Source organism: Ensifer adhaerens (assembly GCF_020035535.1).
Taxonomy (GTDB): domain Bacteria; phylum Pseudomonadota; class Alphaproteobacteria; order Rhizobiales; family Rhizobiaceae; genus Ensifer.
Map to the genome: position 1 here is coordinate 1975782 of NZ_CP083349.1, position 26261 is coordinate 2002042.

The following is a 26261-nucleotide window of genomic DNA, read 5'->3' on the forward strand; positions in this document are numbered from 1 at the left end:
GCCAGCGCCGGCAAGAATGACGCGGGCGCCCTATACCCGCTGCAACACGCTGAACTGAAAGGCCTGGATCAAGTTCCACGGGGTCCGGTGCTGGTGTTCCATGTGCTCGACCAGCCGGAAGCACGGCCCGATCACATCGGCGAGTGCGGCGGGGTCATAGCGCACCACTGGCAGGCCGCTGCAGCGCTCCGGGCCATCGGGCGCGAAAGTGGCGATGATGGCGTGCCCGCCGGGCACGACGGCCGCCGTCAGCCGCTCGATATAGGCCGCCCGGTCGTCGGGATCGGTGAGGAAGTGAAAGGCGGCGCGATCATGCCAGATATCGTAGCTGCGATCCGGCTTCCACGCGGTCACATCGGCTGCAACCCAGTGCACATCACCGGCGCGGGCACCGAGGCGCGCCTTGGCGGCGTCCAGTGCGGCCGGTGACAGATCGAGCACCGTGATCGCTTTCATACCCGCGTCGAGCAGCGCATCCACCAGCCGCGACGCGCCGCCGCCGATATCGATCAGTGACGACGAGGCGAACGCCGCATGCCCGCGGATGAGGTCGAGCGAAACGGCCGGCGTACCCTCGAACCAGCTGACGCCCGCCTCGCCCTTCGACCGATAGGCATTGTCCCAATGGGTCCGTCTGCTTTCGTCCTGCACCGCAACACCTGCACCTTCACGCCCAGCCGCCAGGCGCTCGGATCTACTCGACGAATTCTATCGCGGAACGACGGAGCATGCGGGATTTTCCGCAAACATGTCGTTCATGCCTTTCAACTCGGTCAGCTGGTGCCCTCGTCTGAGGCTAGCGGCCGAGCAGCCCATCCAGCCAGCGCCGGTCGAGCACCGTCTCCAGCTCGTTCGCGACATCATCCAGCGCCGCATCGACCGACTGGCGGTAGTTGCTGGCACCACCTTCGATGCCGAAACTTTTCAGCAGCGCGGAGCGGTAGGCGTCGCTGGTGAAGAGCCCGTGCAGATAGGTGCCCATCACCCGGCCATCGACCGAAAGCGCGCCATCGGCGCGATTGTCGATGCGCACTGACGGCCGCTCACAGTCCGCACCTTGCGTGTTGCCGAGGTGGATTTCGTAGCCCTCGAGCGCCACGTCATGCTCCAGCGACCAGGCGCGGCTGTTGCGCACCGTCTTTTCCGGCGCCATCTCGGTCTCGACGTCGAGCAGCCCGAGACCCTCGACCGCACGTTCGCCGCCCTCGATGCCGAGCGGATCGGTGACGCGCCGGCCGAGCATCTGGTAGCCGCCGCAAATGCCGATCACCCGGCCGCCGCGGCGCACATGCCGTTGAAGGTCTCTGTCCCAGCCCTGCGCCTTGAAATCGATGAGATCGCCGATGGTCGATTTCGAGCCGGGAATGACGACGAGCCCGGCATCGGCCGGAATGGGATTGCCCGGCCGCACGAAGACAAGATCGACTTCCGGCTCGGCGGCAAGCGGATCGAGGTCATCGAAATTGGCGATGCGCGAGAGCACCGGCACGGCAACCTTCAACGCCCGCCCCTCGCCGCGCGCCAGCTTTTCCAGCACGACGGAATCTTCCGCCGGCAATCGCGCGGCGGCCTTCAGCCAGGGCACGACGCCGAAACAGGGCCAGCCAGTGAAGCGGTTGACCGCGGCAATGCCGTCGTCGAAGAGCGTGACGTCGCCGCGGAACTTGTTGATGAGATAGCCCGTCACCATGCGCCGATCTTCCTCGGGCAAGATTGCATGCGTGCCGACGAGCGAGGCGATCACACCACCGCGGTCGATGTCGCCGACAAGCACGACCGGCACCTCGGCCCGGGTCGCGAAGCCCATATTGGCGATGTCACCGGCTCTAAGGTTGATTTCCGCCGGCGAGCCCGCGCCTTCGACCACCACCAGATCGGCGCCGGCCGACATCTGTTCGAAGCTTTCCATCACGGCGCCAAGCAGCTTGGGTTTGAGCGCCTGATACTCCCGGCCCTTGGCCTGCCCGGCCACCTTGCCCTGGACGACGATCTGGCTGCCGACATCGGATTGCGGCTTCAACAGAACCGGGTTCATGTGCACGGACGAAGGCACGCGGGCCGCCAACGCCTGTAGCCATTGCGCCCGGCCGATCTCGCCACCGTCGTCGGAAACGGCGGCGTTGTTCGACATGTTCTGCGGCTTGAACGGCCGGACCTTCAAGCCCTGGTTGGCGGCGAGCCGGCAGAGCCCCGCCACCAATACCGATTTTCCGACATCAGAGCCGGTTCCCTGCAACATGATCCTGCGTGTCATGGAGCCATCGGTAACACTGAAACGGTCAGCGGCAAAGGTCTGTTTCGACACGATTTCGCCGCAATTGAACCCGGCTGCTCACGCATTGTTTCGGCCTTTCGCAAGGCTTGTCGAAAATGCCGCGGCCGGTAGCCAAAATGCGACATCGTGTGGCGAGTTTGGCATTCATTTTTTTGCGGTGCACACCTATATCAACGCCATAGCAACATGCACCGGAGGAATAGGCTTCCGGCTTCTCAAGGTTCACGTCCATGCTGTACATCTTCAGCAAGCAGAATTTCGTTCAGATCGCCTGGAACTCCAAGGTTCCGACCAGCCAGTCGCGCGTACGCAACCTTGTCGTTGACGCTCCCTTCGGTCCGCTCGGCGTCATCCGCACGTCGAACGTAGGCTAAGCCTGCGATCGGGGCACAATGCCCCTTCGAGCTCTCCTCCCAGAGCCTCCTCCACCGCCCCCTCCGGGGCGGTTTTTTTATGTCCGGCGATGGCCCTGAAATGCGAAGGCCGCATCAACCTCGCCAAGAGGGATGCGGCCGCCAAAAAACGCCTGGTCACTTCGGGGTAACGCACCGAAGGTTCGCTCCAAGTCCGGGACGCACTACCTGATCCGGACCTGCGGCAGTCCCCCGCCGCGAGAAGAACAATTAGCTGGACATCGTTACCGGATGGTTATTGAGGATTTAACCAAAGATGAATTCCGGCATTTTTTGAATTTTTTTCGCGACATGCGCGCCGATCTCCGTGGCGCAATCACGACAGGAAACGTCAGGATCTCGACAGGGTTGCGAGCGATGTGGCGCATGGCGCCATTTTTTGCGGCAGGAATTGTCGTTATTGCTTAAATTCGGCCTTTCTCATGCTCGAAAAGCGCCCTCCGACGATGTCGCAGACAGAACGCGCGAAGAGCTCCTTCAACCCGACCTTCCGATTGAAGAGGTTGATTTCTCAACGAGAATACTTAGGCTTGGCTGGCGGTATAAGAGGAGATTGGCTGGCGACAGGGTTCCGCGGCCAGGGCTGAAAAGAACTCCCGCACCGTCCGCAGCAAGGGTGAACCTTGGCTTGTTTGATGCCGAACCCAAGGCTGCATAGTTGCTCCGGGTGACGGAGGATGCTCGGCATCCCCCGTGGATTCCCGTTTGGATATTGGCTGCAAATAAAGACTGGGAGGTCTTGCAACATGAAGAAACTCCTCGCTTCCACCATTCTCGCCGCGGGCCTCTATGCCCTGGCGGGTTCCGCGCAGGCCGCGGAATGCGGTGAAGTCAGCATTGCCGAAATGAACTGGGCTTCCGCCGGCGTTGCCGCCCAGGTGGACAAATTCATTCTCGAAAACGGCTACGGCTGCACCGTGACGCTGGTCACTGGCGACACCATGCCGACCTTCGCCTCGATGAACGAAAAGGCGCAGCCCGACATGGCGCCGGAACTCTGGGTCAACGCCGTGCGCACGCCGCTCGACGCTGCGATCAAGGAAGGCCGCCTGATCGAAGCCGCCAAGATCTTGAGCGAGGGCGGCGTCGAGGGATGGTGGATCCCCAAATTCCTCGCCGACGCCCATCCGGACATCAAGACCGTGCAGGACGCATTGAAGCACCCGGAACTTTTCCCGGCACCCGAGGACTCGTCGAAGGCCGCCGTGCACAATTGCCCATCCGGCTGGAATTGCCAGGTCTCGACCGCCAATCTCTATAAGGCGCTGGATGCGGAAAAGGCCGGCTTCCTGCTGGTCGACACCGGCTCGGCCGCCGGCCTCGACGGCTCGATCGCCAACGCCTTCGAAAAGAAGACCGGCTGGCTCGGCTACTACTGGGCGCCGACCGCCATCCTCGGCAAGTACGAGATGACCCGCCTCTCCTTCGGCGTCGACCATGACAAGGCCGAATGGGACGCCTGCACGGCGGTCCCGGACTGCCCGGCCCCGAAGGTCAACTCCTATCCGGTCTCGGACGTCTTCACGGTCGTCACCAAGTCGTTCGCCGACAAGGCAAGCGTCGCCATGGATTACGTCAAGGCGCGCAAGTGGGACAACGGCACGGTCAACAAGGTGCTCGCCTGGATGGACCAGAACCAGGGCACCAACGAGGATGCTGCCAAGCACTTCCTCGCCGAGTTCCCGGATATGTGGACGCAGTGGGTGAGCCCGGAAGTCGCCGAAAAGGTCAAGGCGGCCCTCTGATACGAGACAAAGGCAGGCGCGTCGGCCGAGACGGCCGCCTGCCCGTTCCGGTGGAATCAACCGGAACAGGAACAATGCAGCGTTCTTGCGGGTTCCGTTTGAGCGCGCGTCGTTCCAGAGGCGGCGAAGCGTGGCCGTCCGCGTCGCAAACAGTAAAGCGGACGCCACATTTCGCTGACACAGTTTAAACGCCGGGCCCAAAGAGGCCACCCGAAGTGTTGCGCAGGCATCGATGGAGATCGACGCCGGGATGCGACCGGCGCGACAAAAGACTTCCGGCCAAGAAGGGGAAACATATGGCATCCATCTGCAGTGTCTTGCCAGCTTTGCTTTGCAAGTTCCCTGCCATTGACGAGAGCACGATCCGCCTGGCACGCAAGACCGTCGACGACGGTTTCAAGGGCTTCGTCCGATCCTACGGCAACGCCATCGACACGGTGGTGCAACCGCTTCAATGGTTTCTGAACTATCTCGAAAGCCTGTTCGTCGGTTCGCCCTGGATCGTGATCCTGGCACTCATGATCGCGGTCGTCTATTTCGGCAGCCGCAACATCGCGATCACCATTGGAACAGCATTGTCGATGATTTTCATCGGCCTTGTCGGGCTTTGGAACGACACGATGATCACGCTTGCGATGGTCACCGTCTGCACGCTGATATCGATCCTGATCGGCATTCCGATCGGCATCCTGATGGCGCGCTCGGACCGGGTGCAGGCCTTCGTCAACCCGGCCCTCGACGTCATGCAGACGATGCCGAGCTTCGTCTATCTGATCCCCGTCGTCATGGTCTTCGGCATCGGCAAGGTGCCGGGCCTGATTGCGGTGGTTATCTATGCCGTGCCGCCGATGATCCGGCTCACCAATCTCGGCATTCGCCTCGTCGACAAGGAAGTGCTGGAAGCGGCCGACGCCTTCGGCTCGTCCGGATGGCAGAAACTGAAGAACGTGCAGATGCCGCTGGCCCTGCCGACCATCATGGCCGGCATCAACCAGACAATCATGATGTCGCTGGCGATGGTCGTCGTCGCATCGATGATCGGCGTCGGCGGCCTCGGCAAGAACGTGCTGCAGGCGATCGCCAACCAGTTCTTCACCGTCGGCTTCCTCAACGGCTTTGCCCTTGTCGGTATCGCCATCATTTTCGACCGTACCAGCCAGGCCTTCGGCAAGCGGCTGCAAAAGCACTCGGAGGTTATCCATGGCTAGTCACGCGATCGAGGTGAAGAACCTCTACAAGATCTTCGGCCCCCGCGGCGGCGACTTTGTCGACGCCGTCAAGAAAGGCCTGGGCAAGGCCGATCTCAACGAGAAGCACGGCCACGTGCTCGGCCTTCAGGACATCAACATCTCCATGCCCGCCGGCAGCGTCATGGTGGTCATGGGTCTCTCAGGCTCCGGCAAGTCGACGCTGATCCGCCACATCAACCGGCTGATCGACCCGACCGCGGGCGAAGTGCTCTATGACGGCGTCGACGTCTGCAAGATGAACGACAACGACCTTAGGGAATTCCGCCGCCACAAGACGGCGATGGTATTCCAGAAGTTCGCGCTGCTGCCGCACCGCACCGTGCTCGACAACACGGTCTACGGCCTCGAAATCCAGGGCGTCGAACGCAAGGAGAGCGAGAAACGAGCCCGCGGCTGGATCGAGCGCGTCGGCCTCAAGGGCTTCGAGAACCACTACCCGAACCAGCTTTCGGGCGGCATGCAGCAGCGCGTCGGCCTTGCCCGCGCGCTCACCAACGATGCCGACATTCTCCTGATGGACGAAGCCTATTCGGCGCTCGATCCGCTGATCCGCGTCGACATGCAGACGGTGCTGCTCGACCTGCAGAAGGAACTGAAGAAGACCGTCGTCTTCATCACCCACGATCTCGACGAGGCGCTGCGCCTCGGCGACAAGATCGCGATCCTACGCGATGGCCGCGTGGTGCAGCAGGGTACGGGCCAGGAGATCGTGCTTTCGCCGGCCGACGACTACATCACCGCCTTCGTCAAGGAAGTGAACCGCGGCCGGGTCATCAATGTCGAGACGATTATGCGGCCGCTTTCCGGCAATGCCGAGGGCGTACCGCTGGCGGCCGGGACGGTGCTGGAAGCAGCAGCCCGCAGCATGACCGCCGCCCGCGTTTCAAGCGCCCACGTGGTCGATGGCAACGGCCGCCCGATCGGCGCCCTCGATCTCTCAACAGTCATCGCCGCCATGGTCACACCGGTCAGCCATGAGGATCGCGCAGCAGCATAAATCGCGAGGGGCGACCTATTAACCCTCATCCGCGCGGTGAGGATGCCCCTCATCCGCCTGCGGGCACCTTCTCCCCGTTCCGACGGGGAGAAGGGACAAGCGGCAAGGCCGCATTCCCCGACGAGCGATGCCATTTTGAGGTTACCGGCCAGGACGCCGCCCCAAGGGCTGGCGGTTGCCGTAGCCCTCGTCCCCTCGCCCCGCTTGCGGGGAGAGGGTTACGGTGAGGGGCAAGCTTCGCACCAATGTGTTGAGAGATCAGTTCGTCGTGGTCGTCGACGTTGCTGCGGCGACCGGTTCGGCGGCGCTGGCAGCACTTGCGTCTTCCTTCGGCGGCAGGAACTTGTCGAGGAGCGAGATCATGTCGTCGTCGCGCGATTGCGCAGTCTTGCCACCCATGACGACGGCGACCAGCCGCGTGCCGCCACGCTTGGCAGAGGTCACGAGATTGTAGCCGGAGGCGTCCGTATAGCCGGTCTTGATGCCGTCGACGCCTTCGTAGCGCTTCATCACGCCGTTATGGCCGCGCAGCTTCATGCCGCGGAATTCGATCGTCTTGTTGGCGAAGAGCTGGAATTCTTCCGGAAAGTCGCGCATCAGCGCGAGGCCGAGCGTCGCCATGTCGCGCGCGGTCGTCACCTGCGCTGGATCCGGCAGGCCGTTGGCATTCTTGAACACCGTGCGGCTCATGCCAAGCGCCTGCGCCTTGCTGGTCATCATCTGGCCGAACGCCGCTTCCGTACCGGCCAGTTGCTCGCCGATGACGACGGCCGCATCGTTGGCCGACAGCACCACCATGCCCATGACGGCTTCGCGCACGGTGATCTGGCGTCCAGCACCGACGGCGAGCTTGAACGGTTCAAGACCGTTGGCGTGCTCCGAAACGGTGAGCTTCTGGTCCCACTTGAGCGTGCCGTTCTTCAGCGCCTCGAAAGCGAGATAGATGGTCATCATCTTCGTCAGCGACGCCGGATAGTTCAGCTCGTCGGCATTGTCGGCTTCCAGGATCGAACCGGTCTCGGCGTTGACGACAAAATGTGCCTGTCCGGCGGCAGCAAAGGAGGCGCTGCCAAGCAGCAGGCTCACGGAGACCGCGGCAGACGCGACCATACGGATAAGGGACTGCATATCGTGTTTTCTCGTTTCGACGCTATCGAACGACCTCGGGACGAAAATCGTGATCGAATTATGGAAGACATACCGCTCTAAACGGCAGCGGCCGCGTTTTCCACGGCCGAGACACCCCCGCCTTTTTACGGGCAGGAAGCCCTTGCGGCAAGCACCTGCGGCAATCCGCCTGCAAATATCACACTTAAGGCGGACTGAGACACGAGACCCTTGTCTCGGGCCGGCCTCTCCTACGCTTCACCTCGGTTTAACCTGATTGCGCGAAGGTGGCGATCACCGCCCTGTCCGGCCAGTCTCGATGGTGACGCCAGGCGGGCCACCAACGAAGGCGCCGCCCGGGATCGCGGCAATCTTGCTCCACCCGTTTCGGCAGGCCATGCACTCGAACACAGCCACGGCAAACCTATCTTCCGAGCGTCAGCGGGTGCCGGCTGCCTTCGATGCGGGCCTGGCGGAGCTCGTCAACGGCCTTGCCGCACTGCTCTCGGGCATCGGCCTGTTCCTGATCGTCTTCACCCTGATCCCGTTCCAGGGCGCGGTGGTGACCGATCCGAACGCCGCCAACGAAGGCAACATCATCAACCAGGTCGGCTACCTGGTGCTGGGTGCGATCTATCTCTTCGCCATGCTGCTCACCGTCGACAGGCGCATCCTGGCCCGGCTCGTCTCGCCAAGCTGGATCGCGATCTTCGCCATCGCCTATCTCTCCTGCCTGCAGTCCTACGATCCCGCGGCCTCCGCCCGCGGCCTGACGTTGAGCCTGATCGCCATGATCATGGTGGCGGGTGTTCTGGTGCTGCCGCGCAGCGAGCGCGATTTCGTCAATGCCGGCGCCAACGCCATCCTGCTCCTGATTCTGATCGACTATGCGGCACTGTTCGTGGTGCCGGACCGCGCCATCCATTCGGCCTTCGGTGACGAGCCCTGGCATGCCGGCTTCTGGCGCGGCCACCTGTTGCACAAGAACGTCTCGGCACCGGTCTTCTCCATCCTTTGCATGTTCGGCATCTATTGCCTGCGCGCCGGCGCGCCGCTTCGCGGTTGGGCAATCACGCTGCTTGCGGCCAATTTCGTGCTGCACACCGGCTCGAAGACGACGATCGGCTTCCTGCCGATCGCAATCGGCCTCGTCCTTGCCGGTCGCGCGGTGCGCAGCCCCGGGCTGATGATCCTCGCCCACCTCGCCATGTCCGTGCTGGTCTTCGGCCTGACGCTCGGCACCATCTATTCCGACACGCTGCTTTCAATCACCACGGCGCTGATCGACGACGCGACCTTCACCGGCCGCGACGACATCTGGAAATTCGCAAGCGCCAGCATCGCCGAGCGCCCCTGGTTCGGCCAGGGCTATGCGAGTTTCTGGCTCTCGCCAGTCATCATGGGCATGGAAGCGAATTTCGAGGCGAGCTGGGATGTGCGCGGCATCGTCACCGGCCACAACAGCTATCTCGACGCGGTGCTGATGTTCGGCCTGCCCGGTGGCATCCTCATGACCGCTCTGCTCTTCGTCAAACCGCTCTTCGACTATGCGCGGGCATATCGCCGCCCGCAGGCGCGCATCTTCGCCGACTTCTGCGTCATGGTGGTGATCTTCATGACCTATAACGCCATGCTCGAGAGCTTCTTCCTGAACCGTGCCGACCCGATGTGGCTGCTGACGGCGCTTTGCGTCTTCGGGCTTGGGCTCGCCGGCCGCATGAGCATGCGCGCAGAACCGGAAGCCTCCCATCGCTGAACGCTTGCCAAGACATAAAGATATCTTTATATCTTGTTGCAATCCATTCTAGCCGGGAAAAACCGATGACCGCAGCATCCAATGCCCTTTCCGCTCTGCTCGCCGAAAAAGGCGTGCTTCTCGCCGATGGCGCCACCGGAACCTCGCTCTTCGCCATGGGCCTGGAGGCCGGCGAAGCGCCTGAGCTCTGGAACGAGACGAAGCCGGAGAACATCACCAAGCTGCACCAGGACTTCGTCGACGCTGGCGCCGACATCATCCTCACCAACACTTTCGGGGGCACCCGCCACCGCCTGAAACTGCACTACGCCCAGGATCGCGTGCACGAACTCAACAAGCGCGCCGCCGAGATCGCCCGCGCCGTCGCCGACAAGGCACCGCGCAAGGTCATCACCGCCGGCTCCGTCGGCCCGACCGGCGAACTGCTGATCCCGCTTGGCGCGCTCTCCTATGAGGATGCGGTTGCCGCCTTCGTCGAGCAGATCGAAGGCCTGAAGGCCGGCGGCGCCGAAGTCGCCTGGATCGAGACCATGTCTTCGCCGGATGAGATCCGCGCGGCAGCCGAAGCCGCTGCCAAGGTGGGCCTTCCTTACGTCTATACCGGCTCCTTCGACACCGCCGGCAAGACGATGATGGGTCTGCACCCCAAGGATATCCACGGCGTTGCCACTGAATTCGGCGACGGCCCGGTTGCCGTCGGCGCCAATTGCGGCGTCGGTGCTTCGGACATCCTCTCCTCGCTGCTCGACATGACCGAGGCAGCACCTGGTGCGACCGTCATCGTCAAGGGCAATTGCGGCATTCCGGAATTCCGCGGCTCCGAGATCCACTATTCCGGCACGCCGCCGCTGATGGCTGAGTATGTGCGCCTTGCGGCCGATGCCGGCGCCAGGATCATCGGCGGTTGCTGCGGCACCACCTGCGGCCATCTCGCCGCCATGCGCGTGGCACTCGACGAGCACGTGCGCCGCGAACGTCCGACGCTGGACCTGATCATCGAGAAGATCGGCCCCTTGCGCAACAAGACCGCCAACGAAACGGCCGCCGCGCCTGCCCGCGAGCGCCGCAGCCGCCGCGCCTGATCCGCGCGACAAGGCAAATCAAAGACGAACGCCCCGGCATCATATGATCCGGGGCGTTTGCTTTTGGAAATGGATGGATGGCGTAGGCGGCTAGAGATCGGCACTGCCGAAGAGCGGCAGGCGGCCGGTCTCACGCCATGAGAGGATGTCGCGCTCCGCCGCCTCGGTGAAGGCGCGGTAGAAGTCGAAGGTGCGACCCATCTGCCGGGATCCTTGCGCGGAGAAATGCCCGAAGTCCTCGAAGAGCGAGATGCCCTTGTCCTCGACCTTGCAGCTATCGGCATCGCAGAGATAGTTCATGAAGCTCACGACCGGGTATTCGTCGGCAATATCGGCGACCACCTTCAAGACGTCCTGATCGTACTTGCGCACGTCCTTCAGCGCCGGCTCGCAGCGCTGGTCCGGCTCGCCGAGCAACCTCGCCCTGGCAACGCAGAGCCCCGTATCGCGGCCATCATGCGGCGTCGGCGCCACGAAGACGGCCTCGAAGCCGTTGGCCTCCAGCCAGGCGAGCGTCGTGCGCAGGCCATCGCTGAGACGGTTGATTTCCGACGGCATTTCCTTGCGGCCGTCGACGAGCACCGTCTCCGGCTGCAGGTACTGGCTGAGCTGCGAGGAGAGAATGACGTAGCGGATCGACCGGTTGGCGAGCAGAAAGCGGCGAACGTCGTCATTGTAGCGCGCGCAATCCTGCGGCCAGTTGCGGCCGAGCCGGGGAACGACGGGCGCCAGGTTCAGGAACGGGCCGCAATTGTTCTTGGCAAGCTGCACCAGCCGCACGTCCGGCTTGGAGGCGATCACGCCGTCGACGAGGTGGCGGGCAAAGGAATCGCCCCAGACCGCGACTTCCGGCTTCTGGCTCGTGGCGCAGGTGAGATCGGCGACGGCATCGCACTTCTTGCCGAGCCCGACGCTCGGCTGCGTCAGTTGCGCAAGCTCGCGGTTCCGGGAAACCAGTCCGTCCGAACCATCGAAGCCGAAGCCGAGCGCGATCGCCGCCGATCCGGCGGCAAGCGTTGCGCCGAAGACCGCGCCGCGGCCGATGCGATTGGGTTTGCGGAAGGGCTTCTCGACAAAGTGCCAACTGAGATAGGCGAGCGCGAAGCATAGCGCGATCAGCAGCGCGTAGCCCTCGGCTGGGACGCCGTCGATTGCCCTCAGCCGCGCGAAGGCGAAAACCGGCTGATGCCAGAGGTAAAGGCTGTAGCTGATGAGGCCGACCGCCACCAGCGGCTTCAGCGCCAACAGCCGGCCGACGGCGGTGTCGCCGCGGGCAAAGGCAAGGACGAGCGCCGTGCCGAGCACCACGGGCACCGTCGTCCAGCCGGGATAGAAGGCCGATCCCGGCACGATGAGATAGCTGCCGACGATCGCCGCCAGGCCAAGCCACGCCAGCCATTCGCGCCGGTCCTTTGCCAGACCGAGCCGATCGGCACCTGCAAGCGCCAGGGCGGAACCGATGCCGAGCTCCCAGAAGCGGCTCGGCAAAAGATAGAAATTCGCCGCCGGATCGACGCGCGCAAGAAGTTGCGTCATGGCAAAACTCAAGGCGACGAGCGCCAGCACCACCTTCAGGGTCGTGGTCGCAGATGCACGACGCAGCCCGAGCAGGAGCAGCGGAAAGACCAGATAGAACTGCTCCTCGACCGCCAGCGACCAGGTGTGCAGAAGCGGCATCAGGTCGGTGCTCGGCTCGAAATAGCCCGTCTGGTCCCAGAACAGGAAGTTCGAGGCGAAGAAATTCACCGCATAGAGGCTCTTGCCGAAATTGTTGAGCTCTTCCGGCAGCATCCACATGACAGCGAAGGGAATCGAGACGGCGCAGACCAGCAGGAGCGCGGGCGCCAGTCGGCGCGCGCGCCGCTCGTAGAAACTGATGATGCTGAAGCTACCATCGCGGATTTCGCGATGAATGATCGAGGTGATCAGAAAACCGCTGATGACGAAGAAGACGTCGACGCCGGCAAAACCGCCGGTCATGAAGCCGAAACCGGCATGGAACAGGAGAACTGGGACCACGGCTAGCGCGCGCAGCCCATCGATTTCGGGTCTATATTGCATCAGTGGGAAATACTCGAAAGGCGGGGCGGTTCCGTTAGCACGGCCTTTGCCGTTCGGGCCACGTCCCGCCTGTCTATATCCACACCTGTGCAATTTCCGGGCAGGAAACGGGCCATACCGAGGCATCGGAGCCGACCCGGTACCGGTCGGCATCGAAAATGCCTCAGGTGGGGGTGCCGGTCTCGGTCAGATGTCGGCGCCAGGCATCGAGTCCGACCTCGATGTCCTTGCGGCCGAATCCGACTCGGAAGCGATCGGTCGCGACCGGCAGCAGATCGGAAACGAAGAGGCTCGATGGCAAAAGCAGGACGCCCGCCTCCTCCACCAGCCGCCGGCAATGGGTCTCGACACCGTCGGCACCCAGATAGCGGGCAAAACCGACACAGCCGCCATCGGGCGCCCGCCATTCGTAGAGATCGGGGAATTCCGCAAAGAAAGCGCCGAGCTTTTCGAGATTGGCTGAAACCAGCGCCCGGTTGCGATCAAGGATGACTGCGCGGGCTTTCAGCGCAATCGTCGCCAGCACTTCCGACGGGCGCGAATTGCAGATGGAGAGATAGTGCTTCATCTTCTCCATGCGTTCGAGCAGGGCGTGGTCGCGGCAGGCGATCCAGCCGATCCTGAGGCCGGGAAGCCCGTAGGCTTTGGACATGACATTCAGCGAGATGCCGCGTTCGAACAGTTCGGCCGCCTGCGGCAGTCGCAACGAGGCGTCACGCTCGAGGCCCCGATAGACTTCGTCGCTGAAGAGATGGATGCCGCGCTCGGCGCAGAGCTTGGCGAGCGCCGCGAAGGTTTCCTGGTCGGCGATGGCACCGGTCGGGTTGTTGGGGAAGTTGACGCAGATCAGCTTCGTGTTGGGGCGCAAGGCCGCGCGCACGTCGGCGATATCGAGCCGCCAGTTGTTTTCCGGACGGAGCGGCACGCCGGTGACAGTGCCGGCGATGGTTACCGGCAGGGTCTCCATCGACTGGTAGTTCGGTACCGTCACGATCGCATGGTCGTCCGGCCCGAGCAGCGCCAGCATGGCGCAGTAGAGCCCTTCTTCCGCACCGGCAAAGCAGAGGATGTCGGCGGCCGAAAGCCCCTCATAGGTGGCGGCGATGGCCGCTCTCAGCGCCGGCGCCCCGTAGGTCTCGGTATAGCCAAGCGTGATGTTTTCCCAGGCAGCGCGGTCCTCCACGTCGGCAAGCGCCAGAAGGTCGCGCATGCTTGTCATCTGGCTGTCGCTCGCGGTCATATGGTGGCGGGCGCTGAACTCCCAGCGGGAAAAATGGGTTTCGAGCCGGAAATCGGGCAAGGTCGTCATGGAAGTCTCCTCCTCTCGCGGCTGAGGCGCACGCGAACGGTTATGGGGCTGGCAAGTCCGGAGACGCGCAAAGCGGTATCCGTCCGGCTTATGCGTGTTTCAGTCAGGGCGCCTCGCCGCGGGCGGCAGCGAGGTAATTGTAGATCGAGGCGCGCGAGGCGCCGATGAGGCCTGCTAGGTGATCAACGGCGTTGCGTGTCTGGAAGAGGCCGCGCTCGTCGAGTGCCGCCACCAGGGCCACGCGATCGCCGCGCTTCAGGGCCGAAAGCGCCAGCCCCCGCTCCTTCAGCCAGCCATGCAGCGTCGCATTGATCTCCTCGCGCCAGTCGCGCGAAAACAGCGCCTGCGGCTTTGGCTGTTCGGCACCGGCGAAAGCCGAAAGCAACTTCACCGCCGTGTCGATCATCGACATGTCGAGATTGATGCAGAGCAGGCCGACCGCTTCGCCCGTCCCGTCGCGCAGGACGGCCGAGATCGACTTCAAGCGCCGGCCATCCGCGCCGGTCTTCTCATAGGGGCCGAGCACCGCCTCGGTGCTGCCAAGGGCTGCGAATTCCTCTTCGATCAGCGAATCCTCGCCGACGGCGCGGCCGGAAAAACAGTTCCAGAGCCCCGCGATCGTGCCGACCTTGAGATCATGCAGCACCACTTCCCCATGTGGGTAAAGCAAAGCGCTGATCGCAGCAGCCGTGGGCGCATGCGTGGCGAGGATGGAGGCGAAGGCGGGTGCAATGGTCATGCGCCGCTTATTGTCCAATATAGACTTATTGTCAATATTGGACAAAATGTTGAATAGTGGCATATGCGCTGCCGCTTGCGCACCGATGGCGGCTGGCCTATCCCCGATGACAGGAAGATTCGTTGCGCACCTGTTCGTACCCGGTCACGGGACGAAAACATGCAGCAATTCAAGGTGCTACCGCGACCCATGTGCGTCTCGTTGAACGCGCGGCGCGGTCGCAGACGCAGACGGGAGACTTACATGAACGCCGGCCCAGCCTCCTTTCCCGACCGCGACACCGTCGCCGAAAAGTTCGGCACCTTCGGCGAGGCCGACCAGTCCTTCCTGCGTCTGCTGATGGAAAACCCGGAGCAGGACGAGCGGCTGATGGATGGCCTCTACCGCTGCCTCGACCTTGCCTCCGAGGCCAAGTTCCTCAACTCGCTGAGACTGGAAAAACTCGGCCAGTGGCTGGGCAGCACCGCACCCGCCCGCCTGCAGATGCGTCTGATGGAGGCCGGCCGCTCCAGCCAGCACGCGGCCTACCAGGCGTTCAAGGCAGGTCTCTCGAAATCCGGCGGCCTGGACCGCGCCTTTCCGAAGGCTTGAGGCAGCCAAACGGTCTTCGACCTTGTCCCGGTACTCGTCAAATCTGAGGAAAGTGGTCTCAGCCGCTCACCCGAACCCTCTCCCCGCAGGCGGGAGAGGGAACGCGATTGATCGCTGCTTCACCGCCTGTAGGCTGACTTCGGCAGGCTGGGAAACGGGCGAGTGCTCCGGGTCCCCTTCTTCCCGTAGCGATGGGGAGAAGGTCGTGGCAGCGGCATGAGGGGCACGGCGCGCCGTCCATTGGCGAAGCGCTGACAGGGATACCCCCGCCCCAACAGACATCACTTCCCGGAACCACCAAGCCCCTTCGCCAGCCGCACCAGATTGACGAACTCAGCTCGATAACCGAACGGATCGGCACCCTTGGCTGCGGCCGCCAGATCGATGACCGAGTCATAGGAATAGTCGGCGAGTGCCGAGACACCCGAAAGCTTCTGTCCGAAGGCGGCGACCGCCACGGAGAAGCGGACGTCCTCGGACGCCTCGGCGAGCGCCGGTACCGCATTCGCCTCGGTCACCGGCGTGGTGATCAGCTCGCTCTTGTCTCCATCCGGCTTCTTGTAGCGGATCTTGAGGAAGGCGAGTTCGCCGCTGTTTCCTGTTGCTTCAGCCGCCGGTTTTTCGGCCGTCGCATAGCGCAGGTCGTCGTTCAGCACCGCCGGGCTGCCCTTCGGCGTCACCTCGTAGATCGCCGTCACGCTGTGGCCGGAGCCGATGTCGCCGGCATCCACCTTGTCGTTGTTGAAGTCCTCGCGCTTCAGAGCGCGGGTCTCGTAGCCGATCAGCCGGTATTCGGCGATCGCGGTCGGATTGAACTCGACCTGCAGCTTGACGTCCTTGGCGATCGCAAAGAGCGACGAACCCGCCTCCTCCACCAGCGTCTTCTGCGCTTCGGCGAGCGTGTCGATATAGGCGGCCGTGCCATTGCCGTTCTGGGCGATCGTCTGCATCAGCGCGTCGTTGTAGTTGCCGCGGCCGAAGCCGAGCACCGAGAGGAAGATGCCGCTCTTGCGCTTCTCCTCGATCAGCCGCTTCAGATCGTCGTCGCTCGACGGGCCGACATTAAAGTCGCCGTCCGTCGCCAGCATGATACGGTTGACCCCGCCCTTGACGAAGGCTTTTTCGGCGAGCGCGTAAGCCGCATCGATGCCTTCGGCACCGGCAGTCGAGCCGCCTGGCTGAAGCGTGTCGATCGCAGCGAGAATCTTTGCCTTGTCCTTGACTACGGTCGGCTCCAGCACGGTTCCGGCATTGCCTGCATAGGTGACGATCGAGACCGTATCCTCCGGCTTCAGCTTCTCCACAAGCAGCCGGAAGGCGCCTTTCAGGAGCGGCAGCTTGTCGGGCTCGTCCATCGAGCCGGAAACGTCGATCAGGAAGACAAGGTTTGCCTTGGGCGCTTCCGCCGGCACGACGTCATAACCCTTGATCGCCACATGCATCAGCCGCGTGCCGCCGTTCCAGGGCGTCGGCGTCAGCGTCACCGTCGCCTTGAACGGCGCGGCTGCGGTTTCAGGCCGCGGCCAGTCATAGGGGAAGTAGTTGACCATCTCCTCGACCCGCACGGCGTCGCGCTCCGGCATCTGCCCTTCCATCAGCGAGCGGCGGACGAAGGCGTACGAGGCGGTGTCGACATCGACCGAGAAGGTCGAGACCGGGTCGGTCGCAACGCTTTTGACCGGATTGCTCTCGGCCTTGCCGAAACGCTCGCGGTTTTCCGGTGGCGCAACCCGCATCTCCTCCTGGACGACCGGCGCTGGCAGATAGGTCATCTGCGGCTGCACGGCACCGACGGCAGAAAGCGGTGCGGCGCTGTCGCTCGCCATGCGGTTGGCAACCGCATCGGCTTCCGCGGACGCCGCAGCTTCGCGCTCGGCCTGTATGGCAGCCGGCGCCGCCGCAGTTTTTTCCTCCCGCTGCCGCGCAAACTCATCTGCAGCCGCTTTCTTCGCGGCCGCTTGCGGTTCCGCCTCCTGCTTCGGCTGATCCTTCAGCGCGATCTCCCGCGCACTCTCACCGAAGGGCGCACCGTTGCGCGTGAGTTCCAGCGTCAGGAAGGCGGCGGCGGGCACGACCAGGAGTGTGGCAAGTGCCGATCCGGCAAGCAGTTTCCGGTTCATGATGGGGCTCCATATCCGGTTGAAGATGGAGCTTTGACGAACCGGCCGGACCGATCCTTGGGTGGCTGTCGAATTTTCTTCGTTGGCATCGAAGGCCTGCATGGCCAAGGCAAGTGCGCGGGCGCGCGCTTCCGCAGAAGCCTTCGGCGCGTCGAGCCGGCCAAGCTTGTCGAAATCGTCGCTCATGGTCACACTGCCTCCTTGCCAAGCAATGTCTTCAGGCGCTTGCGCGCCTCATGCACATGCCAGGAAATCGTTGCCTCCGAACAGCCGAGCACGTCGGCGGCCGCCGCATGGCTCAAGCCTTCGGCATAGACGAGCAGCACCGCATCGCACTGCTTTTCCGGCAGCGCCCTGACTGCCGCCCAAAGCACCTCGCGCTGCTCCTCTTCAGGATCCTGCGGCGGTACTGCCGTCGCCTGCTCGCTGGCATAGGCCTGCATGCGGCTGATATCGCGCGCCTGCCGCCGCCTATGGTCGCGCGCGGCGTTCAACGTCAGCGTATAAAGCCAGGTGCGAAACCGGCTGGTGCCGCGAAAGCCGCGAATGGCTGCCCCCAGCCGCAGGCAGACATCCTGGGCGATGTCTTCCGCATCCGAAACATTGCCCGACCATCGCCAGGCGACGCCAAGGACAAAATCATAGTGTCGCTCGACCAACTGGCCGAAAGCCTGCCGGTCTCCCCCTACCGCCTTTTCGACGAGTTCAGCGTCCAAATCCGTGCCCGCCCTCACCTCATTTGAACCTTAGACGTCGCAGGCAAACCATTCCTTGGGTGGAAAGGAAGATTTTTTTGCGGGGTGACGAAAAGTGTATGCGGGCGCACCCCGCGCCCAGCGAAGTCAGCGTGGAAACTTCCCGACGACGGCGATGATCGGCCCCATCGGAAACAGCCGGTCATGACGGTTGATGTCAGGCGCATAGACGCTGGAAATCGTACCGTCGAGGAAGAGCGCGTTGGGGCAATCCAATGTATCGCGAAACAGCGTCGCGAAATCATGGAAGCGCACCGGCCGCTTCGAGACGACGAAAACCACCTCGCCCCCTGTCGTCACGCCGACGCCGTTGCGGGTCTTGAAGCTCGTGCTGTCGGGCAGGAAACGCGGATGCAGCTTGCCGTCGATCACCAGCATCGGCCCGGATTGCGTGGCGAAGCTTGGCGTAAGCTTGGCGTCGCGATAGGCATCCGCCGCCATAACCCCCGCCTTGCCGTCATCGACGTAGAACACCCCGTTCGGCAGCAGGTGGAAATTGCCCCAGCCGGAATTGGTGTTGAGCGGCGCCTGCTCGCGGCCCTCCTCGATATGCAGACCGACCGGCGACAGGTCGTCGTGGTACATGCCGCCATTCATGGCAAAGCTCATATATTCGTCGCGATGGCGCAATTCGAGCGACAGCGCCCGGAAGGAGCGAAAGGGCACGCCGGCCTGGTCCTTGTTGTAGAGGCGGATATCGCTTTCCGCAGGATCAAAGCTGCAGGCGACATAGTCCTGGCCGAGATGGCTGACATCGCGGCAGGCGCCGAGCGCAGGCCCGGCAAGGCCAGCGGAAAGAACGGCACCGACGAGAAAGGGTTTTGGAAAAAGCGGCATGGCGAAAGGTCCAATCGAATCAGCCACCAAGCATGACCGAGATTGCGGCGGTTCTGGCGCAATGCCACTGCGGCATCTCGCGCTTGCCGCTAACCGCCCGCAATCATCCCCATGGCTATCACGAGACCATAACATCCGGCCGCGGCCGCCAGCCCGAAGATCACGCAAAGGCAGGCAAAGCCGCCGACGCCTGCGAGCACATAGGACTTGGGATCGCGATTGAGCACGTCCTGCGACAGTGACAGCAGCAGGCGCTTTTCTCTCAGCGTCGTCGCAAGTTTCACCGCATGGCGCTTGGCTTCCTTCTGCACCTCACTGAAATTGTTGCCGATTGCCAGGAACGTGAGAAGCAGGCCAAGAGCGCTGACGGTCAGCGCGAACTTCCTCAAGATGTCGATCGCATCGGGAAGGAAGCCGCTGGAAAGCACCGAACGGTCCACCAGCGCATCGAAACCGGTGATGCAGGCGGCAATGACGGCGGCGTGGCCGGCGCCGATCGCCAGCAGGCGCTTGAAGGCCTCATCGAGGATCTGGCTGTTGGCGGCGTGAATGCTGTCGAGACGAGAGATCTGCGCTTCCACCTCCTCGCGCGACAGGTGCGGAGGATAGTTACTCACGGATACGACTGGGCTGCCTCTCATACGATGGACTCCAACGCCACGCCGTCCAGATCGGTGTAAATTCGATAATATTATCTTTCCAAGACATCTCCAATTTTAGTCATTTTGGAGATTTCCACCATCTTTGCGAGCGGCGCGACGAACCGGATTGTTGAAACCACCATGATCTTGGGGCTGGCGATCGCAAATCATAAAGGTGATCGATTCTCGTGGGTTAGAACGATGAGGCCGGAAGAGGCACGTCGTCCCGCTCCAGCACTTCGAGCCTAGAGCATCTCACTTGAGACCGTCGCACTAGAGGCTGAGCGCCACCATGTGGAAGCGGAGTTGTCCTTCGGGGTAGCGATAGCCGGCACCGACGGGACAGGCATTGCGAGAAAGACAGCCGGACGAGAGGCAACCCGCCCTGCCCGCTTCGCTGCGAAGATGGCTACGGCAGAGCCCGACATCGAAACGCTCGTCAGTGAGCGCGCTAACCGGACAGGCGGACATGCAGGGCTTGGCCGTGCAGCGGTCGCAAGGGTGCTCCGCCGCGCGCTCGCCGGTCTCCGGAAGTGGCCTGTCGAAAACAAGCGCACCGCGATAGCCATGCCAGAGCCCGTAGCGCGGATGGATGAGGATGCCTGGTGGCGACGCCTTCAAGCCCTCGGCTCGCATGGCCCATTGCTGAAAGGGCTGCCAGGGCGGATCCGACGGGAAATAGGCGGTTGCGCCACGCGCGTCGGCAATCGGCTGGATCACCGCCTTCGACCAGTTGTCGAGCGGATCGGCACCACCACCACGATCCGGCAATCCATCTCGCCAGCGGCTGAAGGGCTGCCAGAACGAGCCGCCGACATTGCCGATCAGCACCACGCTTGCGGCCGGCCGCCCATCCGCAAGCAGCGGCGCTGCCTCCGCGGCGGAAAAATTCACCGTTCCACGCAAAAAAAGTCCGTGCGGCTGAAGCGCCGCACGGACTATCTCGATAATTGTGTCCGCTGTCGCGGAAGGCGCCATCATTTCGGTTTCGGCCCCTGATGTTCGTAATGCGGGCGCCAGACCTCCTTCTGGATCATGTCGGCCACCTGCGCCGCGCCGCCTTGCTCCCTGGCTCGCTCGGGACCCTTTCAGGTGAAGGCGTCCGGCATCGAGTTCTTGCGCTGATCAATGAAGGCCTTGAGTTTTTCGTCGATCTCGGGATCGAGGTAAGGCGCCTCGTAATGTTCCAGCCAGCTACGGCAGAGCGCATTGGCGCGCTGCTCGATGCGCTTTTCGCCTTCCACTTCCCACTGCTCGAAGGAATTGTTGTCGGCGAGCGGCGAACGGTAGAACGCAGTCTGGAAGTTGGCCTGGGTATGGGCGCAGCCGAGATAGTGGCTGCCGGGACCCACTTCGCGGATAGCGTCCAGCGCCTGGGCATTTTCCGAGAGATCCACGCCTTCGGCCATCTTCTGCATCATGCCGAGCTGGTCCTGGTCGATCATGAACTTCTCGTAGGACGAGATCAGACCGCCTTCGAGCCAGCCAGCCGCGTGCAGCACGAAGTTGGTGCCGGCAAGAAGCGTCATGTTCAGAGTGTTGGCCGATTCGTGCGCTGCCTGCGCATCCGGCACCTTGGAGCCGCAGAGCGAGCCGCCGGTACGGAAGGGCAGCTTGAGGCGACGCGCCAGCTGGGCAGCACCATAGGAGACCAGCGACGGCTCCGGCGTGCCGAAGGTCGGCGCGCCCGACTGCATCGAGATCGAGGCGGCAAAGGTGCCGAACAGCACCGGCGCGCCCTTGCGGATGAGCTGGGTAAAGGAGGCGCCGGCGAGAACCTCGGCAAGAATCTGCGTCAGCGTGCCGGCAACCGTCACCGGGCTCATGGCGCCGGAGAGAATGAAGGGCGAAAGCACGCAGGCCTGGTTATGGCGGGCATAGACCTTGAGCGCGCCCACCATGGTCTCGTCGAAGACCATCGGCGAGTTGGCGTTGATGAGGTTGAGGGTCACGCAGTTGTTTTCGACGAAGTCGTCGCCGAAGACGATCTTCGCCATGGCGATCGTGTCTTCGGCACGTTCCGGCGCCGTCACCGAGCCCATGAAGGGTTTGTCGGAATATTTGATATGGCTGTAGACCATATCGAGGTGGCGCTTGTTGACGGGGATATCGACCGGCTCGCAGACCGTGCCGCCGGACGAATGCATCGACGGCGCCATATAGGCTAGCTTCACGAAATTGCGGAAATCCTCGATCGTCGCGTAGCGGCGGTTGCCTTCAAGGTCGCGCACGAAGGGAGGGCCGTAGACCGGCGCGAAGATCGTGGCCTTGCCGCCAACCTGGGCGCTGCGCTCCGGGTTGCGGGCATGCCAGGTGAATTCGGATGGAGCGGTCTTCAGGAGCTCGCGGCAGAGACCCTTGGGAAAATGCACGCGCTGGCCGCGCACGTCGGCGCCGGCCTGCTTCCAGAGTTCGAGCGCCTCGGCATCGTCACGGAACTCGATGCCGATTTCCTCGAGAATCGTATCGGCATTGCGCTCGATGAGCTGCAAGCCTTCCTCGTCGAGAACCTCGTATTCGCGAATCTTGCGCTGGATATAGGGCAGAGACGGTCCCGGACCGCCACCGGTGCGCGATGCACGCCGTGCTGCCGCTCCCCGTCCCTCGCCACGCGCGCGGCGGCCGCCGCCTTCACCCTGATCTGTCACGTCGCTCATTCGCTTTTCCTCTCCCGCGCATCACTTTTTGCGCCTTCAAGCATCAATTGGTCCTAATGCTACCAAGCATCGGGGGCCTTGCGGGTCTCAATGCGCCAAGGAGTGGCGCAACTCGAACACTACCGAGAAGCGACCACAGGACGCGAAAAACCGCGTGGCGCGAATATATTGTTTTTGTTAAGAATATGCAGGCACCGAAAGAAGCTGCCGTCTCGTCGCTTTTTGTCATATGCGACGTCGCTTTCAAAAACAGATTTTTAGAGATCGAACGCTATGGATTGATCGACGCGTCTGAAAATTTCGCGCGACTGTGCCAGGAACCGAGGAACCCCAATATGGCAGACGATGAAATCATTCTCGAGGACCTTTCCGACGAAGAACTCGTGCAGCAGATGCACGACGACCTCTATGACGGCCTGAAGGAGGAAATCGAGGACGGGACCCACATCCTGCTCAAGCGCGGCTGGACGCCCTACGACGTCCTGACCCAGGCGCTGGTCGAAGGCATGCGCATCGTCGGCATCGACTTCCGCGACGGCATCCTGTTCGTGCCGGAAGTGCTTTTGTCGGCAAACGCCATGAAGGCCGGCATGACGATCCTGCGCCCGCTGCTCGCCGAAACCGGCGCACCGAAGCTCGGCAAGATGGTGATCGGCACCGTCAAGGGCGACATTCACGACATCGGCAAGAACCTCGTCGGCATGATGATGGAAGGTGCGGGCTTCGACGTCGTCGACCTCGGCATCAACAACCCGGTCGAAAACTATCTCGAAGCGATCGAGCGCGAGCAGCCGGACATTCTCGGCATGTCGGCGCTCTTGACGACCACCATGCCCTACATGAAGGTCGTCATCGATACCTTGAAGGAAAAGGGCCTGCGCGACGATTACGTCGTTCTCGTCGGCGGTGCACCGCTCAACGAGGAATTCGGCAAGGCTGTCGGCGCCGATGCTTATTGCCGCGACGCGGCGATCGCCGTCGAAACCGCCAAGGACTTCATGAAGCGCAAGCACAACCGCCTGGCGGCTGGCTAAAGCTTCGGATCATCCGAAATGAAAAAGCCGGCCGCAGAAGTGAAATCCGCGGCCGGCTTTCTTATGTCTGTCGGGCTCGCTGCTCGGTCAGAGGCATTGCACCGGATCCGCTCATCGTTTCATCGAAACACTGAACGGATCATGCTCTGTAGAGCCGCGCTCTTCGAGACAGCGTTAGTTGACGGAGTGTGCGACCTTCTTGCCAGCCGCCTGTGTCGCGTTGACCGTGTTTGCGGTATCCTGCCCGATGCCGCGGATGGTGTTGCCGCAGGCAGTGAGCGTTGAGAGGGCGACGAGGACGGCGCCGACGATCGCAAGACTCTTAACTTTCATGGTCAGGGTTCCTTCCCGCTATGTGCCAATTGGAATCAAGATGGAAAAAATATCGTCGGCAATAGAACGTGCACAACCGAAAAAAGTTCACGTGATCGGTTGTGGCGCCATCGCCCGTGAAATCCTGGCGATCTGCGATGCAAACGGGCTCGACCATATCGATCTCAACTGTCTGCCCGCCATCTGGCACAACACGCCGGAAAAGATCACGCCGGGCATTCGTGACGCCATCGCCAAGGCCCGCACCGAAGGCTTCGAGCGCATCTTCGTCGCCTATGCCGATTGCGGCACCGGCGGGCATCTCGACCGGTTGTGCGAGGAGGAAAAGGTCGAGCGCATCCCTGGCCCGCACTGTTATTCCTTCTTTGCCGGGAACGCGGATTTCGCCCGCCGCTGGGACGACGACATCACCGCCTTCTTCCTGACTGACTTCCTCGCCCGCCAGTTCGAAGCCTTCGTCATCGAGCCGCTCGGTCTTGATCGGCATCCGGAACTGAGGGACATGTATTTCGGCCATTACCGCAAGCTGGTCTATCTCTCGCAGCAGGAGGACAAAACCCTGCAGGAAAAGGCGAAGAAGGCGGCCGAGTATCTGGGCCTCGAATACGAATACCGCTTCACCGGCTATGGCGACCTGACGGGGTCGCTTCTCAGCGCGTGAGGCATGCAGACGACGGCGGGCCTCAAGCGGCGACAGCATCACCTGACAAGGAGCGGCGGTCCTGTGGTTTCAGCCCCGCGCCAGTTAGCGGTCTGCAGGCGGATCGAGGCTGACGTAGATCATGCGCCGTGGGGGCCGCTTGCGCTCCTCTTCTAATCGGGCACGTTCGCGCCCGAGCCACAGAGCGCCGGCCGCACCGACGAATAGCAAAAATCCGACGCCGATCAGGCCGAAAACCGCTACAAAGATGGGATTTTCAAAAAGTTCGCCTCTGCGGCTCGTTGTTTCCCAACCGACCGGCATCGGGACACCAACGGAAAAAGCGATCCCGGCAAAACTTGGCATTACAAAATGGCGAAAGGGTCTCCAAGGCAGAGACTGCGTCAAAGTAAATGGATAGCGTCGCCCGGTGCGGTAGCATTTCACGGCGGCAATCACAGAAGCGATGCCAACAGCCAAGTAAATGATAAGACACGCCGAAAAATAGAACCTTATGTCTTCGACAGGGACCGTTGCCTGAAGTTTCGGGCTTCGAACCAGAACTTCGGCAAGAACGTCATCGCTTTCTCTGCCCATGGAAGGTCGAACAGGTGGCGCGGCAGCAAGACCAGAAGACCATAGCTCCCGAAAACCGCAAGAAGTGGTCCCCATCCGGAGAGAAATCCATAAAATTTCTGAAAGGATGGATCATCGACGCCCTCCGCCAGTTGCAGAGGCGTTTGAACTTTCTTGCTTCTGGTCACCACCGGTCTCGCCTCCCCCGCATCACAGCCGCTAGACCACAACTAAGTCTGCGACCCTTTGCAATCAAGCGTTGCTTTTGCCAGGATTCGGAATCATGCGCTTTACGTCAAATCAAATATAGGGTACCCCCCTATATGATATTGCGGAGATCGGCATGAGCAACCACCACCATGATCGCCATCATCACCACCACGGGCATGCGCACGACGAGAAGCGCGTGCTTGCCGCACACCATGATCATGTCTTCCTTGGCGCCGGTCACCAGCGCAACGAGCGGCGGACCTGGATCGTCATCGCGGTCACCGCAACGATGATGGTGGTCGAGATCGCCGCCGGTCAGGTCTTCGGATCGATGGCGCTCGTCGCCGATGGCTGGCACATGTCCACCCATGCAGCCGCGATGCTGATCGCAGCGCTCGCCTATCTCTATGCGCGCAAGCACTCGAACAATCGCCGCTTCACCTTCGGCACCGGAAAGCTAGGTGACCTCGCGGGCTTCTCTAGCGCCATCGTGCTGGCGCTCATCGCGCTGTTGATCGGCTGGGAAAGCCTGCGCCGCCTCAACGCGCCGGTCACGATCGATTTCAGCGAGGCGATCCTCGTTGCCGTCGCCGGCCTCATCGTCAACCTCGTCTGCGCCTGGCTGTTGAAGGACGATCACAGCCACGACCACCATGGGCATCATCATGGACACCACCAGGCGCACCATGGCGGACAGGATCGAAACCTGCGCGCCGCCTATCTGCACGTCCTTGCCGACGCGCTGACCTCGGTTCTCGCCATCGTCGCCCTCGCTCTGGGCGCGATCTATGGCTGGCTGTGGCTCGATCCCGCCATGGGCATCGTCGGCGCGCTCGTCATCGCACGCTGGTCCTTCGGCCTCATCCGCGACACCGGCGCAACTCTGCTCGACTACCTCCCCGATGGCGAAGACCTGCCGGACGAGATCGGCGAGATCGTTGCCAAGGAAGATGCCGAGATCGTCGATCTGCACGTCTGGCAGCTCGGGCCGGGCCACCACGGCGCGATCGTCTCGATCGTTGCCGACAACCCGCGGGCGCCGTCCTATTATCGCGAGAAGCTTGCCGCCATCCACGATTTGTCGCATGTGACGGTGGAGGTGGAACCACGGGCCGCATAGCGGCTGCGCCCGA

Annotated in this window: 26 protein-coding genes; 11 read left to right on the forward strand and 15 right to left on the reverse strand. The window is 62.6% G+C overall.

Annotated features, from left to right (window positions below):
• Positions 1-30 precede the first annotated feature (30 nt).
• From LAC81_RS09645 to LAC81_RS09655, 3 genes are all read right to left on the reverse strand, one after another.
• A complete protein-coding gene (locus LAC81_RS09645) occupies positions 31-651 on the reverse strand; it encodes a class I SAM-dependent methyltransferase (RefSeq protein WP_223727637.1) in 621 nt (206 codons plus the stop codon).
• A gap of 145 nt (positions 652-796) precedes the next feature.
• Entirely contained in the window at positions 797-2254 is a 1458-nt protein-coding gene (locus LAC81_RS09650; protein WP_223727638.1) for a cobyric acid synthase, read from the reverse strand.
• A gap of 25 nt (positions 2255-2279) precedes the next feature.
• On the reverse strand, positions 2280-2507 hold the full coding sequence (locus LAC81_RS09655; protein WP_223727639.1) for a hypothetical protein: 228 nt from the start codon (positions 2505-2507) through the stop codon (positions 2280-2282).
• On the opposite strand from LAC81_RS09655, the gene LAC81_RS09660 reads away from it, so the two are divergent.
• The 5 genes from LAC81_RS09660 to LAC81_RS09680 all read left to right on the forward strand — a co-directional run bounded on the left by LAC81_RS09660 (position 2506) and on the right by LAC81_RS09680 (position 6680).
• The gene (locus tag LAC81_RS09660) at positions 2506-2649 is read left to right on the forward strand and encodes a hypothetical protein (RefSeq protein WP_223727640.1); all 144 of its coding nucleotides are present in this window, start codon (positions 2506-2508) and stop codon (positions 2647-2649) included. The two genes, LAC81_RS09655 and LAC81_RS09660, sit on opposite strands and share 2 nt — an antisense overlap.
• Positions 2650-2919: 270 nt before the next feature.
• Positions 2920-3096 (forward strand): hypothetical protein, encoded by a 177-nt coding sequence (locus LAC81_RS09665; protein WP_223727641.1) that lies wholly within the window; start codon positions 2920-2922, stop codon positions 3094-3096.
• A gap of 338 nt (positions 3097-3434) precedes the next feature.
• Positions 3435-4433: an ABC transporter substrate-binding protein gene (locus LAC81_RS09670; RefSeq protein WP_223727642.1), complete on the forward strand. Its 999-nt coding sequence runs from the start codon at positions 3435-3437 to the stop codon at positions 4431-4433.
• 296 nt (positions 4434-4729) lie between these two features.
• Positions 4730-5641, forward strand: coding sequence for an ABC transporter permease (locus LAC81_RS09675; RefSeq protein WP_223727643.1), 912 nt, complete (start codon positions 4730-4732; stop codon positions 5639-5641).
• Positions 5634-6680, forward strand: coding sequence for a quaternary amine ABC transporter ATP-binding protein (locus LAC81_RS09680; RefSeq protein WP_113539322.1), 1047 nt, complete (start codon positions 5634-5636; stop codon positions 6678-6680). Before LAC81_RS09675 ends, LAC81_RS09680 begins: the two co-directional genes overlap by 8 nt.
• A gap of 258 nt (positions 6681-6938) precedes the next feature.
• On the opposite strand, the gene LAC81_RS09685 is transcribed toward LAC81_RS09680, so the two are convergent.
• Positions 6939-7808, reverse strand: a complete 870-nt coding sequence (locus tag LAC81_RS09685; protein WP_223727644.1) for a D-alanyl-D-alanine carboxypeptidase family protein — start codon at positions 7806-7808, stop codon at positions 6939-6941.
• Between the two features lie 376 nt (positions 7809-8184).
• On the opposite strand from LAC81_RS09685, the gene LAC81_RS09690 reads away from it, so the two are divergent.
• Together LAC81_RS09690 and bmt are read left to right on the forward strand one after the other, a co-directional pair.
• Positions 8185-9543 (forward strand): O-antigen ligase family protein, encoded by a 1359-nt coding sequence (locus LAC81_RS09690; protein ID WP_223727645.1) that lies wholly within the window; start codon positions 8185-8187, stop codon positions 9541-9543.
• Positions 9544-9608: 65 nt separating this feature from the next.
• Positions 9609-10625 (forward strand): betaine--homocysteine S-methyltransferase, encoded by a 1017-nt coding sequence (gene bmt / locus LAC81_RS09695; protein ID WP_223727646.1) that lies wholly within the window; start codon positions 9609-9611, stop codon positions 10623-10625.
• A 90-nt stretch (positions 10626-10715) separates the two neighbouring features.
• On the opposite strand, the gene LAC81_RS09700 is transcribed toward bmt, so the two are convergent.
• The 3 genes from LAC81_RS09700 to LAC81_RS09710 all read right to left on the reverse strand — a co-directional run bounded on the left by LAC81_RS09700 (position 10716) and on the right by LAC81_RS09710 (position 14734).
• Positions 10716-12686 carry an acyltransferase family protein gene (locus LAC81_RS09700; protein ID WP_223727647.1) on the reverse strand — a complete coding sequence of 657 codons (1971 nt, stop codon included), beginning with the start codon at positions 12684-12686 and terminating at the stop codon, positions 10716-10718.
• A gap of 163 nt (positions 12687-12849) precedes the next feature.
• Positions 12850-13995 (reverse strand): aminotransferase class I/II-fold pyridoxal phosphate-dependent enzyme, encoded by a 1146-nt coding sequence (locus LAC81_RS09705; protein WP_223727648.1) that lies wholly within the window; start codon positions 13993-13995, stop codon positions 12850-12852.
• A 103-nt stretch (positions 13996-14098) separates the two neighbouring features.
• Positions 14099-14734, reverse strand: coding sequence for a helix-turn-helix transcriptional regulator (locus tag LAC81_RS09710; protein WP_223727649.1), 636 nt, complete (start codon positions 14732-14734; stop codon positions 14099-14101).
• Between the two features lie 243 nt (positions 14735-14977).
• Between LAC81_RS09710 and LAC81_RS09715 the strand changes: the two genes are divergently transcribed.
• Entirely contained in the window at positions 14978-15325 is a 348-nt protein-coding gene (locus LAC81_RS09715; protein ID WP_223727650.1) for a hypothetical protein, read from the forward strand.
• A 281-nt stretch (positions 15326-15606) separates the two neighbouring features.
• Here LAC81_RS09715 and LAC81_RS09720 read toward each other — a convergent pair whose 3' ends face one another.
• The 6 genes from LAC81_RS09720 to LAC81_RS09745 all read right to left on the reverse strand — a co-directional run bounded on the left by LAC81_RS09720 (position 15607) and on the right by LAC81_RS09745 (position 22335).
• Positions 15607-17631, reverse strand: coding sequence for a vWA domain-containing protein (locus LAC81_RS09720; RefSeq protein WP_223727651.1), 2025 nt, complete (start codon positions 17629-17631; stop codon positions 15607-15609).
• 2 nt (positions 17632-17633) lie between these two features.
• The gene (locus LAC81_RS09725; RefSeq protein WP_223727652.1) at positions 17634-18161 is read right to left on the reverse strand and encodes an RNA polymerase sigma factor; all 528 of its coding nucleotides are present in this window, start codon (positions 18159-18161) and stop codon (positions 17634-17636) included.
• A gap of 126 nt (positions 18162-18287) precedes the next feature.
• A complete protein-coding gene (locus tag LAC81_RS09730) occupies positions 18288-19037 on the reverse strand; it encodes a phosphodiester glycosidase family protein (RefSeq protein WP_223727653.1) in 750 nt (249 codons plus the stop codon).
• An 89-nt stretch (positions 19038-19126) separates the two neighbouring features.
• Positions 19127-19678: a hypothetical protein gene (locus tag LAC81_RS09735; RefSeq protein WP_223727654.1), complete on the reverse strand. Its 552-nt coding sequence runs from the start codon at positions 19676-19678 to the stop codon at positions 19127-19129.
• A 273-nt stretch (positions 19679-19951) separates the two neighbouring features.
• Entirely contained in the window at positions 19952-20659 is a 708-nt protein-coding gene (locus LAC81_RS09740) for a ferredoxin (RefSeq protein ID WP_223727655.1), read from the reverse strand.
• A gap of 107 nt (positions 20660-20766) precedes the next feature.
• Positions 20767-22335: a trimethylamine methyltransferase family protein gene (locus LAC81_RS09745; RefSeq protein WP_223727656.1), complete on the reverse strand. Its 1569-nt coding sequence runs from the start codon at positions 22333-22335 to the stop codon at positions 20767-20769.
• Between the two features lie 335 nt (positions 22336-22670).
• Between LAC81_RS09745 and LAC81_RS09750 the strand changes: the two genes are divergently transcribed.
• Entirely contained in the window at positions 22671-23369 is a 699-nt protein-coding gene (locus tag LAC81_RS09750; RefSeq protein ID WP_057254147.1) for a corrinoid protein, read from the forward strand.
• A gap of 174 nt (positions 23370-23543) precedes the next feature.
• Here LAC81_RS09750 and LAC81_RS09755 read toward each other — a convergent pair whose 3' ends face one another.
• On the reverse strand, positions 23544-23702 hold the full coding sequence (locus LAC81_RS09755) for an entericidin (protein ID WP_223727657.1): 159 nt from the start codon (positions 23700-23702) through the stop codon (positions 23544-23546).
• Between the two features lie 40 nt (positions 23703-23742).
• On the opposite strand from LAC81_RS09755, the gene LAC81_RS09760 reads away from it, so the two are divergent.
• Positions 23743-24363 carry a DUF1638 domain-containing protein gene (locus LAC81_RS09760; protein WP_223727658.1) on the forward strand — a complete coding sequence of 207 codons (621 nt, stop codon included), beginning with the start codon at positions 23743-23745 and terminating at the stop codon, positions 24361-24363.
• An 84-nt stretch (positions 24364-24447) separates the two neighbouring features.
• Here the strand turns inward: LAC81_RS09760 and LAC81_RS09765 are convergent, their stop codons facing one another.
• Complete coding sequence (locus tag LAC81_RS09765) at positions 24448-24939, reverse strand: hypothetical protein (RefSeq protein ID WP_223727659.1); 492 nt, start codon at positions 24937-24939, stop codon at positions 24448-24450.
• 322 nt (positions 24940-25261) lie between these two features.
• Between LAC81_RS09765 and dmeF the strand changes: the two genes are divergently transcribed.
• Positions 25262-26248, forward strand: coding sequence for a CDF family Co(II)/Ni(II) efflux transporter DmeF (gene dmeF / locus LAC81_RS09770; protein WP_223727660.1), 987 nt, complete (start codon positions 25262-25264; stop codon positions 26246-26248).
• The last annotated feature ends 13 nt before the right edge of the window (positions 26249-26261 follow it).

What these genes read in the sequence shown, in the direction of transcription:
- LAC81_RS09685 (WP_223727644.1), bottom strand. Translation starts at nt 7,808, where the DNA reads ATGCAGTCCCTTATCCGTATGGTCGCGTCTGCCGCGGTCTCCGTGAGC.
- bmt (WP_223727646.1), top strand. Translation starts at nt 9,609, where the DNA reads ATGACCGCAGCATCCAATGCCCTTTCCGCTCTGCTCGCCGAAAAAGGC.
- LAC81_RS09650 (WP_223727638.1), bottom strand. Translation starts at nt 2,254, where the DNA reads ATGACACGCAGGATCATGTTGCAGGGAACCGGCTCTGATGTCGGAAAA.
- LAC81_RS09670 (WP_223727642.1), top strand. Translation starts at nt 3,435, where the DNA reads ATGAAGAAACTCCTCGCTTCCACCATTCTCGCCGCGGGCCTCTATGCC.
- LAC81_RS09655 (WP_223727639.1), bottom strand. Translation starts at nt 2,507, where the DNA reads ATGGACGTGAACCTTGAGAAGCCGGAAGCCTATTCCTCCGGTGCATGT.
- LAC81_RS09720 (WP_223727651.1), bottom strand. Translation starts at nt 17,631, where the DNA reads ATGAGCGACGATTTCGACAAGCTTGGCCGGCTCGACGCGCCGAAGGCT.
- dmeF (WP_223727660.1), top strand. Translation starts at nt 25,262, where the DNA reads ATGAGCAACCACCACCATGATCGCCATCATCACCACCACGGGCATGCG.
- LAC81_RS09750 (WP_057254147.1), top strand. Translation starts at nt 22,671, where the DNA reads ATGGCAGACGATGAAATCATTCTCGAGGACCTTTCCGACGAAGAACTC.
- LAC81_RS09675 (WP_223727643.1), top strand. Translation starts at nt 4,730, where the DNA reads ATGGCATCCATCTGCAGTGTCTTGCCAGCTTTGCTTTGCAAGTTCCCT.
- LAC81_RS09700 (WP_223727647.1), bottom strand. Translation starts at nt 12,686, where the DNA reads ATGCAATATAGACCCGAAATCGATGGGCTGCGCGCGCTAGCCGTGGTC.
- LAC81_RS09680 (WP_113539322.1), top strand. Translation starts at nt 5,634, where the DNA reads ATGGCTAGTCACGCGATCGAGGTGAAGAACCTCTACAAGATCTTCGGC.
- LAC81_RS09705 (WP_223727648.1), bottom strand. Translation starts at nt 13,995, where the DNA reads ATGACGACCTTGCCCGATTTCCGGCTCGAAACCCATTTTTCCCGCTGG.
- LAC81_RS09760 (WP_223727658.1), top strand. Translation starts at nt 23,743, where the DNA reads ATGGAAAAAATATCGTCGGCAATAGAACGTGCACAACCGAAAAAAGTT.
- LAC81_RS09730 (WP_223727653.1), bottom strand. Translation starts at nt 19,037, where the DNA reads ATGCCGCTTTTTCCAAAACCCTTTCTCGTCGGTGCCGTTCTTTCCGCT.
- LAC81_RS09755 (WP_223727657.1), bottom strand. Translation starts at nt 23,702, where the DNA reads ATGAAAGTTAAGAGTCTTGCGATCGTCGGCGCCGTCCTCGTCGCCCTC.
- LAC81_RS09690 (WP_223727645.1), top strand. Translation starts at nt 8,185, where the DNA reads ATGCACTCGAACACAGCCACGGCAAACCTATCTTCCGAGCGTCAGCGG.
- LAC81_RS09745 (WP_223727656.1), bottom strand. Translation starts at nt 22,335, where the DNA reads ATGAGCGACGTGACAGATCAGGGTGAAGGCGGCGGCCGCCGCGCGCGT.
- LAC81_RS09765 (WP_223727659.1), bottom strand. Translation starts at nt 24,939, where the DNA reads ATGGGCAGAGAAAGCGATGACGTTCTTGCCGAAGTTCTGGTTCGAAGC.
- LAC81_RS09715 (WP_223727650.1), top strand. Translation starts at nt 14,978, where the DNA reads ATGAACGCCGGCCCAGCCTCCTTTCCCGACCGCGACACCGTCGCCGAA.
- LAC81_RS09735 (WP_223727654.1), bottom strand. Translation starts at nt 19,678, where the DNA reads ATGAGAGGCAGCCCAGTCGTATCCGTGAGTAACTATCCTCCGCACCTG.
- LAC81_RS09665 (WP_223727641.1), top strand. Translation starts at nt 2,920, where the DNA reads ATGGTTATTGAGGATTTAACCAAAGATGAATTCCGGCATTTTTTGAAT.
- LAC81_RS09710 (WP_223727649.1), bottom strand. Translation starts at nt 14,734, where the DNA reads ATGACCATTGCACCCGCCTTCGCCTCCATCCTCGCCACGCATGCGCCC.
- LAC81_RS09660 (WP_223727640.1), top strand. Translation starts at nt 2,506, where the DNA reads ATGCTGTACATCTTCAGCAAGCAGAATTTCGTTCAGATCGCCTGGAAC.
- LAC81_RS09740 (WP_223727655.1), bottom strand. Translation starts at nt 20,659, where the DNA reads ATGATGGCGCCTTCCGCGACAGCGGACACAATTATCGAGATAGTCCGT.